Source organism: Amaricoccus solimangrovi (assembly GCF_006385685.1).
In the GTDB taxonomy this organism is placed as follows: domain Bacteria; phylum Pseudomonadota; class Alphaproteobacteria; order Rhodobacterales; family Rhodobacteraceae; genus Amaricoccus; species Amaricoccus solimangrovi.
In genome coordinates this window covers 1-13,233 of sequence record NZ_VFRP01000031.1, presented here as the reverse complement: position 1 = coordinate 13,233, position 13,233 = coordinate 1, and the positions used below count along the sequence as shown (strand labels likewise).

Below are 13,233 nucleotides of genomic sequence, written 5' to 3'. Positions count from 1 at the left end.
CGTCAGTCGAACTTGCGGCTCGGCGCCAGAACCGTCGCCTCGCCCTTCAGCACGACCGTATCGCCCACGCGGCAGCGGCAATCAAGCGTGACCCGGCGCTTCGCATGGTCGATTGTCAGAACCGTGACCTCGGCCTCGACCCGGTCGCCGGGCCGGACCGGGGCCATGAAGCGGAGCGTCTGGCCGAGATAGACCGTGCCGTGGCCCGGCAGCTGCTCGCCGATCACGGCGGAGATGAGCCCCGCCGTCAGCATGCCATGCGCGATCCGGCCCTGGAAGATCGTGTCGCGCGCATAGGCGTCGTCGAGATGCACCGGGTTGTGGTCGGAGGAGACCTCGGCGAAGAGCTCGATCTCATGGTCGGTGATGGTCTTGGAAAGCGAGCGGGTCATCCCGATCTCGAGATCCTCGACGCAGATCGTGCCGACCGGCAGGTTGTGCTCGCGCGTGTCCAACATCTCTCTCTCCACCACTGGGGCTCCCGGTCATGTCGCGGCGCTGCAACATGGCTCGGCCGGCGGGCAGGTGCAATATGCATGCGCAACATTCTGATGAAAATCCCGCCATAGGTCGTAACTTTGTTTCGCCCTTATTTCGCGATTGGCAGCCCCGGCCGGGACCGGCTATCACGCGGGCGCGAGCGCGGCCCGGGGGCCGCCCGACCTTCGGAGACTGGAGCGAGACCGACGATGAAACCCGTCAGAAGCCCCGAGCCGCTGATCGATCCGCTGAGCCGGTTCGTGCTCTTCACCAATGCGAAATGCGGCGGGACGACGCTCAAGAGCTGGTTCTTCACCAATCTCGACATGGCGGGGCTGGAGCGGCGGCCCTGGCGGCTCGCCTCGGCCTTCGGCCCGCGCTTCGCGGCGCGCCAGCTGCTCCGGGGCCGCCGGCTGACCCCGCGGGGGCCGGCGCTGCGCGACGGCGAGGCGCTCCGGCGCATGACGAACTATTACCGCGCCAACTACTGCGTCCCGGCGCTTGCCTCCGGGGCGACGGAGGACTTCTTCCGCTTCGCCGTGGTGCGCGATCCGGAATCGCGGCTCGTCAGCGCCTATCTCGACAAGTTCTGCGGCGAGGACGCCGGGCGCCCCTGGGTGCGCGCCGTGGTCGACCAGGCCGGGGGCGGCGAGATCACCTTCGCGCGCTTCCTCGACTACCTCGCCCGGGTGGAGGACGCCGAGTGCAACCCGCACTGGCGCCGGCAGACCTATGTGCTCGAAGGGCACCGGATCGACGCCTGGGTCCGGCTCGAGCGGATCGCGGAGGATTTCGCCGCGATCGGCGACCGGATCGGGCGCGCGCATCTCGACATCTTCGGGGAGCGGATGCAGTCCGCCCCCTCGGCGCGGATCTCCTGGGAGGGCCGGCCGCCCCTGACGGAGGCGCCCGCCTCCGAGATCGCCGCCTGGCGCGCGGAGAACGGCGCCTTCCCGCCGAAGGCGGCCTTCCTCACCGACGAGACCCGCGCCCGGATCCGCGAGATCTACGCCGCCGATTACGCGGCGCTGCCGTACTAGGGGCGCGCTCGCGCCTCCGGACCCGGCGTGGTCACGGCGCGGCCTCGGTTTCGCGGTCGGCCTCGGCTCGCTCCGCGGCCCAGGTTCCCGCGGCCTCGACCGCGACGGCGGAGGCGGTCGGCAGGATCCCCGGATAGCTCTCCACATGCTCCCCCCGCGGAGCCGAGGCCCGGGTCACGCGGTAGAGCGCGTAGAGCGACATGAGGGCGAAGATGCAGGCCAGCACCGGCCAGAACGCGTAGGGGCCGAAGACCTGCATGGCCCATCCCGTCACCATCGGCCCGGCGATGGCGCCGAGCCCGAAGGTGAAGACCAGGCCACCGGAGGCCGCCGGCATGTCCGCGACGGGCAGCGCGTCGTTGGCATAGGCCAGCAACAGCGCGTAGAGCGGGGTCGTCACCCCGCCGGCGAGAAACGCCGCCGCCAGCAGGCCGGGGCCGCTCCCGGCGATCCCGCCGAGGGCGCAGGCCACCGCGCCCAGCGTGGCGGCGCCGAGGATCAGCCGGCGCCGGTCCACGCGGTCGGACAGCCAGCCGATCGGATACTGCAGCGCCAGCGCGCCCGCGAAGAGCATCGCGACGAACAGGGCGATCCGGGACGCCGACATGCCGATCTGCGTTCCGAACACCGCGCCCATTCCCGACTGCGTGGCATAGGCGCCGCCCAGCAGGAAGATCCCCACGGTCCCGAGCGGGGAGGCCGCCAGCAGGCCGCGCAGCGACATGGGCCGGGCGACCTCGACCGCGGGGGCCGGGATGACCGAGAGCAGAATCGGCGCGAACGACACCGACACGAGGATCGAGGCGCCGATGAACAGCGCCGAGGTGCCGGCGTCGCCCAGCGTCAGCAGCCCCTGCGCTCCTATGATTCCGAGCGTCTGCGCGATCATGTAGGCCGACAGCACCTTGCCGCGCGTCTCGTTGGTCGAGGCGGCGTTCAGCCAGCTTTCGGCGGCGACGTAGACGCCCGACATGCAGAACCCCACCAGCAGGCGCAGCAGGATCCATGCCCAGGGCTCGGTCAGCAACGGAAACGCGATCAGCGCCGCCGACATGAAGCTGCCCAGCGCGGCGAAGACGCGCACGTGCCCGACGCGCTGGATCATCAGCGGCGTGAGACGCGCCCCCGACAGGAAGCCCATGAAATAGCCCGAGGTGATGACGGCGAGTTCGAAGGACGAGAATCCTTCGATCGCCCCGCGCAGGCCGATCAGCGTGAAATGCATGCCGTTGCCGAGCATGATGAGCACGATCCCGACAAGCAGCGCCCAGACCCCGAACAGCACAGTGATCATCCGGACGCCCTTTCCGTTGGTGCGCGGCCGGGACAGGAGAACAGTGGCGGGCGGATCTGGCTGGCTCCGCGGCGTCATGAGCGCGGCGTTTTGCGACACGCGCCCGCGCCGCGGCGTCATTCCTCATCCGCCCGCGGCGCGGGGAGGGTTCACCGGCGCGGCCCCGCGCCCCCCCCTCAGCGCAGATAGGCCATCGCAAGCGGCGGGGAGAGCTTCGCGGCGCGCAGCACCGCCTCCAGCTTCTCGGGATCCGGGCCGCCCGCGGGGCTCGTCCCGGTTTCCTCGGCGAGCAGGCCGCCGGCGATGAAGAGCGAATCGAGATCCTCGCCCATCGCGCCGGCGATGTCGGTCGCGAGCCCGTCGCCGAGGCAGAGGATGCCCTCCGGCGGAATGTCGTCCGCGCCGATCTCCGCGAGCCGGCGCCGGGCCAGCGCGTAGATCGGCGGATAGGGCTTGCCGAAATAGAAGCTCTCGCCGCCCATCTCCGTGTAGGCCTGCGCGATCGCCCCGGCGCAGTAGATGCGCTGGTCCCCGACATCGACCATGATGTCGGGATTGGCGCAGAGCAGCTTCATCCCCTTCGTCTTGCCGTAGAGCAGCGTCGCGCGGTAGTCGGCCGGCGTCTCGGTCCGGTCGTCGAAGAGGCCGGTGCAGACGATTCCCTCCGCCTCCTCGAGCGGCACGCGCTCCACGTCGAAGGGCACGCCCTTCGCATCGGCGAAGAAGGACAGGTCGCGCGCCGGGCCGATGTGATAGACGCGGCGGCCGACCATGCCAATCGCGAGCGCGTGCTGGGCCGCGTCGCCGGAGGAGACGATGAGGTCGTAGCTGCCGTCCGGCGCGCCGAGCGCGCGGATCTGGGCCGCGACCTGGGCCGCGGGGCGGGGCGAATTGGTGAGCAGCACCACGGCGCCGCCGCCGGCGCGGAACTTCGCGAGCGCCGCCGCCGCCGCCGGAAAGACCGTCACGCCGTCGTGCAGGCAGCCCCAGAGGTCGCAGTAGAGGACCTGATACCGCCCCGCGATATCGTCGAGCGACTGGATGATCTGGGTCATGGATGTCTCGCTGCTCCGCGGCCGATGCTCGGGCGGTAAGGTCGCCCGAGGCTGGCCTACCCGATCGCCGCCCGGCGCGCAAAGGCGAAGCGCGCGCCGGGCGCGGGGATCGCCGGCCCGGGCGTCGTTCCGATGGAAGAAGGAGGCCTCCATGACAAGCTATCCGGTGACGGGCGGATGCCAGTGCAACGCGGTCCGCTACAGCCTCGGCGCGGAGCCGCTCTTCAGCGAGGTCTGCCATTGCGACTCCTGCCGGCGCGCGACCGGGGCGGAGAGCGTCGGCTGGCTGACCGAGCCCGCGGAATCCTTCCGGATCGAGCATGGCGCGCTTACACTCCACGAATCCTCCCCCGGCGTGACGCGCGGCTTCTGCGGCCGCTGCGGGACGACGCTCACCTACCAGAACGGCGCCGAGACGATCGACGTGACGCTCGCCTCGCTCGACGACCCCGAGCTGTTCCCGCCCCGGGCCGAGATCTGGCTCGAGGAACGGCTGAGCTGGAACCCGGCCAATCCGCGGCTGGAGCAGCACGAGCGCGGCGGCGGCGGGGGCGGCTGATCCCCGCCGCGCGGAGACGCCGAGCGCATCCGGGGCGGGGCGGGACACCGCCGCTCCGCCCCCTTCCGAAAATTCGTCCGCCGTTCTTCCGAAACCGCGACGCGGGGCACTTGACAGGGCCGGGGCGTGGCTCCTACCTATGCCGCGCGGTTAGCACTCATCGGTGGCAAGTGCTAACGACCGGCCGTCCCCCCGGGGCCGGCCAAGCCGCCGCGAAGTTTTGGAACGCAGACTCGAAGGAGCGATTTCCATGCAATTCACCCCCCTGCACGACCGTGTTCTCGTCAAGCGGATCGAGGGCGAAGAGAAGACCAAGGGCGGTCTCATCATCCCCGACACCGCCAAGGAGAAGCCCTCCGAGGGCGAAGTCGTCGCCGTTGGCGAGGGTGCCCGCAAGGATTCGGGCGAGCTCATCCCGATGGCCGTGAAGGCCGGCGACCGCATCCTGTTCGGCAAGTGGTCCGGGACCGAGGTCAAGGTCGATGGCGAAGACCTTCTGATCATGAAGGAAAGCGACATCCTCGGCATCATCACCGCGGGCAAGTCGTCGGCCAAGGCCGCCTGATCACCCCTCCCGTCATTCCAGGATAGACAAGGAGCAGCCGCATGGCCGCCAAACAGGTAAAGTTCAATACCGACGCCCGCAACCGGATGCTGAAGGGTGTCGACATCCTCGCCGACGCGGTGAAGGTGACGCTCGGGCCCAAGGGCCGCAACGTCGTCATCGACAAGTCCTTCGGCGCGCCGCGCATCACGAAGGACGGCGTGACCGTCGCCAAGGAAATCGAACTCGAGGACAAGTTCGAGAACATGGGCGCCCAGATGGTCCGCGAAGTCGCTTCGCGCACCAATGACGAGGCGGGCGACGGCACCACCACCGCCACCGTTCTCGCCCAGGCGATCGTGCGCGAGGGCATGAAGTCCGTCGCCGCCGGCATGAACCCGATGGATCTGAAGCGCGGCATCGACCTCGCGGTCACCACCGTCGTCGAGGCGATCAAGGGCCAGGCCCGCACCGTCTCCGGCTCGGACGAGGTCGCCCAGGTCGGCACCATCTCCGCGAACGGCGAGGTCGAGATCGGCCGCCAGATCGCCGATGCGATGCAGAAGGTCGGCAACGAGGGTGTCATCACCGTCGAGGAGAACAAGGGCTTCGAGACCGAGACCGAGGTCGTCGAGGGCATGCAGTTCGACCGCGGCTACCTCTCGCCCTACTTCATCACCAACGCCGACAAGATGATCGCCGAGCTCGAGGACGCGCTCATCCTGCTGCACGAGAAGAAGCTCTCGTCGCTGCAGCCGATGGTTCCGCTGCTCGAGGCCGTGATCCAGTCGGGCAAGCCGCTGCTGATCATCGCCGAGGACGTGGACGGCGAAGCCCTCGCGACCCTCGTCGTGAACAAGCTTCGCGGTGGCCTGAAGATCGCCGCCGTCAAGGCGCCGGGCTTCGGTGACCGTCGCAAGGCCATGCTGCAGGACATCGCGATCCTGACCGGCGGCCAGGTGATCTCGGAAGACCTCGGCATGAAGCTCGAGAATGTCGGCCTCGACATGCTCGGCAAGGCCCGCAAGGTCTCCATCACCAAGGACGAGACCACGATCGTCGACGGTTTCGGCGAAAAGGCCGAGATCGAGGCGCGCGTCGCGCAGATCCGTCAGCAGATCGAGGAAACCACCTCGGACTACGACAAGGAGAAGCTGCAGGAGCGTCTCGCCAAGCTCGCGGGCGGCGTCGCGGTGATCCGCGTCGGCGGTGCCTCCGAGGTCGAGGTGAAGGAGCGCAAGGACCGCGTCGATGACGCGCTGAACGCCACCCGCGCCGCGGTGCAGGAAGGCGTCGTCGTCGGCGGTGGTGTCGCCCTCGTCCAGGCCTCGAAGAAGCTCGAGGGCATGGAAGGCGCCAACAGCGACCAGAACGCCGGTATCGCGATCGTCCGCCGCGCGCTTCAGGCGCCGCTGCGCCAGATCGCCGAGAACGCGGGCGTCGACGGCGCCGTGGTCGCGGGCAAGATCGTCGAGTCGAACGACGCGGCCTACGGCTTCAACGCGCAGACCGAGGAATATGGCGACATGTTCAAGTTCGGCGTGATCGACCCGGCCAAGGTCGTTCGCACCGCGCTTCAGGACGCTGCCTCGGTCGCCGGCCTGCTCATCACCACCGAGGCGATGATCGCCGAGAAGCCGGAGCCGAAGGGCGCGGCCGGTGGCATGCCGGGCGGCATGGGCGGCATGGGCGGCATGGACGGGATGATGTGATCATCCGTCCTTCCGCTTCGGAAAGACAGGGAACGGGGAGCCTTCGGGCTCCCCGTTTTCGTTCCGGGGCCAAGGCCGGGGCGCGGCGGCTTCGCGCATGAAGAAGGGCCGCGCACCGGCGGGTGCGCGGCCCTTTGCGGAGGAAGCGGCGCTCAGTTGCCCGAGCGCGTCCCGACGAAGAGATGGGCGTCGCGGGCGGCCTGCATCAGCGCCTTCGACTTGTTGACCGATTCCTGCAGCTCCGCCTCCGGGTCGCTGTCGTAGACGACGCCGCCGCCGGCCTGGACGTAGAGCGTGCCGTCCTTCACCACCGCGGTGCGGAGCGCGATGCAGATGTCCATGTCGCCGCCGGCGGAGAAATAGCCCACGCCGCCGCCGTAGACGCCGCGCTTCTCGGTCTCGAGCTCGTCGATGATCTGCATCGCCCGGACCTTCGGCGCGCCCGAGACCGTCCCCGCGGGCAGGCCCGCGAGCAGGGCGGAGAGCGCGTCCTGATCCTCGGCCAGCGCGCCGTTCACGTTCGAGACGATGTGCATCACGTGGCTGTAGCGCTCGATGATGAACTGCTCGTTCGGGTCGACCGTGCCGACCTTCGCCACGCGGCCGACGTCGTTGCGGCCGAGGTCGAGCAGCATCAGATGCTCCGCGCGTTCCTTCGGATCGGCGAGAAGCTCGGCCTCCAGCGCCTGATCCTCCTCGGGCGTGGCGCCGCGGCGGCGGGTGCCGGCGATCGGGCGGATCGTCACCGTGCCGTCCTTGACGCGCACGAGGATCTCGGGGCTCGCGCCGATCACCTGGAAGCCGCCGAAGTTGAAGTAGAACATGTAGGGGCTTGGATTCGTGCGCCGGAGCGCGCGGTAGAGCGCGAAGGGCGGCAGCCGGAACGGCTGCGCCCAGCGCTGGCTCGGCACCACCTGGAAGATGTCGCCGGCGCGGATGTAGTCCTTCGCCCGCTCGACGATGGCGCGGTACTCGGCCGGGGTCGTGTTCGAGACCGGCTCGGCCGGGGGCGCGTCGCCGGAGCCGATGTCGCGGGCGTTGGCCGGGATCCGGTCGAGGTCGCGCACCGCGTCCATCACCCGCTCCGCCGCGCGGGCATAGGCCGCGCGGGCCGAGAGGCCGGAGGTCGCCCAGGCCGGGCTGATGATCGTCACCTCGCCCTTCACCCCGTCGACGACGAGGATGACCGAGGGGCGCATCATCACCGCGTCGGGCAGGTCGAGCGGATCGGGATTGACGTCGGGCAGATGCTCGACGAGGCGCACCATGTCGTAGCCGAGATAGCCGAAGAGCCCCGCGGACATCGCCGGCAGCCCCTCGGGCAGCGCGATCCGGCTCTCGGCGATCAGCGCGCGCAGGCTTTCGAGCGGCGGCTTCGCCTCGTCCTCCCAGCCGTCGGGGTCGAAACGGGCGGAGCGGTTGATCCGCGCCTCGCCGCCCCGGCATTCCCAGATCAGGTCGGGCTTCATCCCCATGATCGAGTAGCGGCCGCGGATCTCGCCGCCGGTGACGCTCTCGAGCAGGAAGCTGTCGCGCCCCGCCTCGGTCAGTTTCAGCATCAGGCTGACCGGCGTGTCGAGATCGGCGACCAGCCGGGTCCAGACCAGTTGGTTCTCCCCGCGCTCGTAGGCTTCGGAAAAGGCTTCGAAGGCGGGAAGGAGCATGGTTTCGTCTTTACGGAATGCGGCTCAGCGCGGCGTCCATCTGGGCCCGGTTCAGCGTGACCCCGGCGGCGTCGCGGACCGCGTTGGTATAGGAGGCGAGCACGTCGTCGGCCACCTGGCCGCGCAGCTGGTTCTCGGCGTTGGCGACGGCGTCCCGGTTCGCCTCGGCGGCGAAATCGAAGGGGGCGACGTCGGTGACCGCGCCGATCAGCACGCCCGCGCCGTCCGCCGTGACGAAGGCCCCGCCCTTGTCGGCGGCGAAACCGTCGCGGAGGAAGGCCGCCGGCGTGCCGGGCAGGGGGCCCGAGCGGGTGACCGGACCGCCGGTCTCGGGCGTCTCGCCGAGGCGGGTGGCGAGCGCGTCGAAGGCGAGCCCGCCCTTCACCTCGTCGGCGTAGCCCTGTGCGAGGGCGACGAGCCGGCGCGAGGCCTCCGCGGCCTTCCAGGCGGCGATCACCTGATCGCGCACCTCGTCGAGCGGGCGGAGCCGGGGCGCGTCCACCGACTCGACCCGGACGGAGGCGACGCCGCCGGAGGCGAGCGAGACGGGATCGCTCTCGATCCCGGTCTCGCCGTTCATGACCGCGTCGTGGAACTTCGGATCGGCGGCGAGCCCTTCGGAGGAAGCGGCGGTCACGTCCATCGTGCCGAGCCTGAGATCGGTCTCCTTCGCGAGATCCTCGAGCGTCGCGCCGCCGGCGAGCATGTCGTCGATCCGCGGGGTCTCGTTCGCGATCCGGTCGGCGGCGAGCTTCAGCGCGCGCTCCTTCCGCAGGTCCGGCTCGGCCTCGGCGAAGGGGACGGTCTTGCCGGCGAGGATCGCGTTCACGCGGTAGATCGAGGGGCCGAGCGGCGAGGGCACCGGGCCGACGATGCCGGGCTCCGCGAGGCCGAAGACCGCCGCGCGCGCGCCGGGGTCGAGCCGGGAGGCGGGCAGGGCGCCCTGGTCGATCTGGCTCGCCGAGAAGCCGCGTTCGGTGGCGAGCGCGTCGAAGGTGATCTCGCCACTGTCGAGCCGCGCCTTCGCCGCCTTCGCCTCGTCCTCGGTGCCGAAGCCGATCCGGTCCATCAGCCGCGTCTCGGGCGTGTTGAACCGGTCGGAAGCGGCCTCGTACATCGCCTTGAGATCGCTCTCGGGCACCTCGATCGCGGGCGCGAGTTCGTCGGGCGTGATCGCGGCGTAGGTGACGTGGCGCGTCTCGGGCGTGGTATAGGCGTCGTGATGGGCGTCGTATTCGGCCTGGATCGCCGCGTCGTCGGGCTCTGGCACCGCTTCGGTGAGCGCCTCGGGGCCGAGGCGGAACCAGGTGAGGCTCCGCTTCTCGCCGAGATAGCCGAGCAGGACCTTCGCCGCCGCGGCCGGCGCCGCGACCGGGGCCTGGACCGCCGAGGCGATCAGGTCGCGCGAGACCTCGTGGCGGATCTGCGCCTCGAACTGGGCGGGCATGAGGCCGACATTCGCGAGCGCGCGGGCATAGGTGTCGCGGTCGAACTTGCCGTCCGGCCCCTTGAAGGCCTGCACGTCGAGCACCTGCCGGGCGACGGTCTCGTCCCCGACCGAGACGCCGAGCCGGCGCGCCTCCTCGTCGAGCGCGGCGTCGTTCACGAGCCGGGCGAGCACGACGTTGTCGATCCCGTACTGCCGCGCCTCCGCCATGGTGAGGCCGCGGCCGAGCCGCTGGGTCAGCGCGCGCATCTCCTGCTGCATCGCGCGCGCGTAATCGTCGGTCGAGATCTCGGTATCGCCGACGGTCGCGACGGCGGAGGAGCGGAAGGCGCCGGTATTGCCGATGCCGAAGCCGGCGAGCCCGACCACGATCAGGACGAGCAGCGTCCAGACCAGCATCCGGGAATGTTTCGCGCGCAGGAAGTCGAGCATGGCCCTCGTCCGGACAGTCGGGTTTCAGGCCCGGGCTTTAAGCGCTGGCCTCCGGGGAGGCAAGGGGCGTGGCAAGCGGCGGGGCGTCGCGGCGCGGCAGGCGGTGGGTGAGCTCCGCGAGCCGGTCGAGCGCGCGGCCGAGCCCGTCGGGATCGGCGTTCGCGAAGGCGATCCGGATCTGGCGCGCCCCCTCCGGATCGGGCGAGAACATCGTGCCGGGCAGGGTCAGGATCGACTGCTCGTCGACGAGGAAGCGGCAGAGCTCGTCCGAGCGCATCGCGAAGGGATGCTCGACATAGGCGAAATAGGCGCCGGCCCCGAGCAGTTTCCAGCCCGGCAGCCGCGCGAGCCCCCGCGTGATCGCCTCGCGCCGGCGCAGGATCTCGGCCCGCTCGCCCGCCACCCAGTCGCCGAGATGGCGCAGCCCCCAGAGCGCCGCCTTCTGGCCGAGGGTCGGCGCGCAGATCGCGACCGAATCCATGAACTTCTCGACCTCGGCGAGCCGTTCGGGGCTCGTGATGATCGCGCCGGTCCGGTGGCCGGTCAGGCGGAAGGCCTTGGAGAAGGAATAGAGGTGGATCAGCACGTCCCGCCAGCCGGGATCGGCGAAGAGGTTGTGCGGCCGCGTCTCGCGCGAGTCGAAGTCGCGGTAGGTCTCGTCGAGGATCAGCGCCGCGCCATGCGCGCGGGCGAGCGCGGCGAAGGCGGCGACGAGCCCGGCGGGATATTCCGCCCCCGTGGGATTGTTCGGCGTGATGAGCACGATCGCCTTCACATGGCCCGACATGAGCGGCCGCGCCGCCTCGATGTCGGGGTTCATCCGCGCGTCGCAGGGCAGCGGGATCGCGTCGATCCCGACCGTGTCGCACCACATCTTGTGGTTGAAGTACCAGGGCACCGGCAGCAGGATCGCGTCGCCCGGGATCGCGAGCGTGGCGAGCGCGGCGCAGAAGGCCATGTTGCAGCCCCCGGTGATCGCGACGTCGGCCGGCTCGATCTCGCCGCCATAGGCCGCGCTCCAGCGCCCCGCGATCTCGGCGCGGAGCGCGGGCAGGCCGAGGACCGGGCCGTAGAGATGGGTGTCGGGCTCGTTCACCACCATCCGCGCCATCTGGGCGCGCAGCGCCTCGGGCGGCGGATCGATCGGCGCGGCCTGGCTCAGGTTGATGAGCGGCCGGTCGGCGGGGAAGGTCTTGCCCTGGATCCAGCGGCGCGCCTCCATCACCGGGGGCGGCGTCGTCGCGCGGATGAACGGGCTGAACGGGGACATCGCGGGCCTCCGGCTGCTGTCACGGGCGCGCGAGACTACCAGCCCCGCCTCCGGGCGCAAGGGCGGCCGGAGGCGGGGCTTCCGGGGGATGCTCAGCGCAGCGCGTAGGTGATGGTGACGTCGGTCCCGAGCTCGACGGAGCCGGCCGAGACCGGGGGCGCGGCCTCCATCTGGGCGCGCATCGGCGCCGGGCCGCCGCCCCGGACGCTCTCGTCGATCGTGAGCACCTCGCCGAGCCCGACGCCCGCGCTGCGCGCCAGCGTCTCGGCCTTGGCGCGGGCATCCTTCACGGCGGTCTCGCGCGCCTTGTCGAGTTGCTCGCGCGGGTCGGCGATGTCGAAGGAGATCCCGTAGATCCGGTTCGCCCCGCCCGCGCTCATCGCATCGATCGCCGCGCCGAGCCGGGCGGTGTCGCGCAGCGTGATCGTCACCATGTTGCCGGCCTCGTAGCCGGTGATCCGGCCCGGCGCCCGGCCGTTCTCGGGCTGGTCCCAGACCGGATCGAGGCTGAGCCGCGTGGTCTGGATGTCGGCCTTCGCCACGCCGAGCCCCTCGAGGGCGGCGAGCACATGGCCCATCGCCTCGGAATTGGCCGAGAGCGCCCCGGCGGCGGTCGGGGCCTGGGTCTCGACCCCGCCGGAGATCGTCGCGATGTCGGGCGCGGCGCTGACCCGGCCCGAGCCGGTGACGGTGACGATCCGCGCGGGCGGCGCGTTCTCCGCGACCGCCGGGGCGGCGGCGAGCGGCGGGAGCAGGGGGGCGGCGAGCAACGCGGCCAGCAGGACGGGGCGCATCGGAGGTATCCTTCTTCACGGATCGCAGTCCGGAACTGGGTGCCGCCGGGAGGCCGGCTTGGCAAGTCAAAGCGGCGGGAGCGCGGAGGTAACGCTGGCTTGGGCGGGCGATTTTCGCTATGATTGAAGGCGGTGCAGGCAATACTCGACAGAGATCGGGGTGAAATGAGCAGTGAGATGTCGCGCCGGCCGGTGTTCCGGCTGACGCTGGGCTATCCGATCCTCGCGGTGGTGGCGGAGTCCCCGGGCGGCGGCGCCCAGGCGCCGACCGAGATCGACCTTTCCGAACCGGGCTATGGCGACCAGCTGCGCGCCCTCGCGGTGGCGATCGCGCGCGCGGGGGGGCGGCTTCGCGTCGCGCTGCCGGAGGGCGAGGTCTGGCGCGGGCTGGTCCCCGCGGGGGAAGGCCGGGCCGCCGCCCGCGCGATGGCCGCCCGCGCGCTCGGCCGCGCGCCCGGGGCGCTGGTTCTCGTCGCGGGCGCGCCGACCCCGGCCGGGGAGCTTCCCGTCGCCGCCGCCGACCGCGCGACGCTGGCCGAGGCGCGGGGCTTCCTGCGCCGCCACGGGCTGCGCCCGGGCGGCTTCACAGGGGCGGGGGCCTTTCCGGGTTTCGCCGCGGCGCCGCGGCTTCCCGCCGGCATCCTGCCCGCGCCGCCCGACCTCGCCGCGCTGGCCCGGCGCCTGGGCGCGCCGCGCCGGGCGCTGTCGGGGCTGGCGGAGTTCCTCCCCGGCTGGCCGCCGAGCGGCGCGATGCTCGCCTGCGCCGGGCTCGGCCTCGCCTGCGCCGCCGTGGCGCTCGTCGCCGGGATGGCGCCGCGCGGGGCCGCGCCGACGCGCCTCGCGGCGCTCGCCCCGGTCGAACAGGCCGCGCCCGCCGCGCAACTCGGCACGCCGACGCCGCGCCTGCCCGCCGCGCTGCCCGAGGCGCGCGCGCCCCGCCCG

General features: G+C 71.4%; 11 protein-coding genes and 1 pseudogene. 5 read left to right on the top strand and 7 right to left on the bottom strand.

Annotated elements, in window-relative coordinates:
- Positions 1-2: 2 nt before the first annotated feature.
- Positions 3-458: a MaoC family dehydratase gene (locus tag FJM51_RS20060; RefSeq protein ID WP_140455917.1), complete on the bottom strand. Its 456-nt coding sequence runs from the start codon at positions 456-458 to the stop codon at positions 3-5.
- A gap of 231 nt (positions 459-689) precedes the next feature.
- Between FJM51_RS20060 and FJM51_RS20055 the strand changes: the two genes are divergently transcribed.
- The gene (locus FJM51_RS20055) at positions 690-1,520 is read left to right on the top strand and encodes a sulfotransferase family 2 domain-containing protein (protein ID WP_140455916.1); all 831 of its coding nucleotides are present in this window, start codon (positions 690-692) and stop codon (positions 1,518-1,520) included.
- Between the two features lie 31 nt (positions 1,521-1,551).
- Here the strand turns inward: FJM51_RS20055 and FJM51_RS20050 are convergent, their stop codons facing one another.
- Complete coding sequence (locus tag FJM51_RS20050; protein ID WP_140455915.1) at positions 1,552-2,814, bottom strand: MFS transporter; 1,263 nt, start codon at positions 2,812-2,814, stop codon at positions 1,552-1,554.
- A 176-nt stretch (positions 2,815-2,990) separates the two neighbouring features.
- Complete coding sequence (locus FJM51_RS20045; RefSeq protein WP_140455914.1) at positions 2,991-3,869, bottom strand: TIGR01459 family HAD-type hydrolase; 879 nt, start codon at positions 3,867-3,869, stop codon at positions 2,991-2,993.
- A gap of 151 nt (positions 3,870-4,020) precedes the next feature.
- Here FJM51_RS20045 and FJM51_RS20040 point away from each other — a divergent pair, with 151 nt between their 5' ends.
- From FJM51_RS20040 to groL, 3 genes are all read left to right on the top strand, one after another.
- Positions 4,021-4,428 (top strand): GFA family protein, encoded by a 408-nt coding sequence (locus FJM51_RS20040; protein WP_181164664.1) that lies wholly within the window; start codon positions 4,021-4,023, stop codon positions 4,426-4,428.
- A 250-nt stretch (positions 4,429-4,678) separates the two neighbouring features.
- Positions 4,679-4,993 carry a co-chaperone GroES gene (gene groES, locus FJM51_RS20035; protein WP_140455912.1) on the top strand — a complete coding sequence of 105 codons (315 nt, stop codon included), beginning with the start codon at positions 4,679-4,681 and terminating at the stop codon, positions 4,991-4,993.
- Positions 4,994-5,034: 41 nt separating this feature from the next.
- A complete protein-coding gene (gene groL, locus FJM51_RS20030) occupies positions 5,035-6,684 on the top strand; it encodes a chaperonin GroEL (protein ID WP_140455911.1) in 1,650 nt (549 codons plus the stop codon).
- A 152-nt stretch (positions 6,685-6,836) separates the two neighbouring features.
- On the opposite strand, the gene trpE is transcribed toward groL, so the two are convergent.
- From trpE to FJM51_RS20010, 4 genes are all read right to left on the bottom strand, one after another.
- The gene (gene trpE / locus FJM51_RS20025; RefSeq protein ID WP_140455910.1) at positions 6,837-8,348 is read right to left on the bottom strand and encodes an anthranilate synthase component I; all 1,512 of its coding nucleotides are present in this window, start codon (positions 8,346-8,348) and stop codon (positions 6,837-6,839) included.
- A 10-nt stretch (positions 8,349-8,358) separates the two neighbouring features.
- Positions 8,359-10,227: a peptidylprolyl isomerase gene (locus tag FJM51_RS20020; protein WP_140455909.1), complete on the bottom strand. Its 1,869-nt coding sequence runs from the start codon at positions 10,225-10,227 to the stop codon at positions 8,359-8,361.
- 37 nt (positions 10,228-10,264) lie between these two features.
- A complete protein-coding gene (locus FJM51_RS20015; RefSeq protein WP_140455908.1) occupies positions 10,265-11,497 on the bottom strand; it encodes an aminotransferase in 1,233 nt (410 codons plus the stop codon).
- A gap of 92 nt (positions 11,498-11,589) precedes the next feature.
- Positions 11,590-12,291, bottom strand: coding sequence for an SIMPL domain-containing protein (locus FJM51_RS20010; protein WP_140455907.1), 702 nt, complete (start codon positions 12,289-12,291; stop codon positions 11,590-11,592).
- 165 nt (positions 12,292-12,456) lie between these two features.
- Between FJM51_RS20010 and FJM51_RS20005 the strand changes: the two are divergent.
- Positions 12,457-13,233, top strand: a pseudogene (locus FJM51_RS20005) (hypothetical protein); the annotation flags it as partial.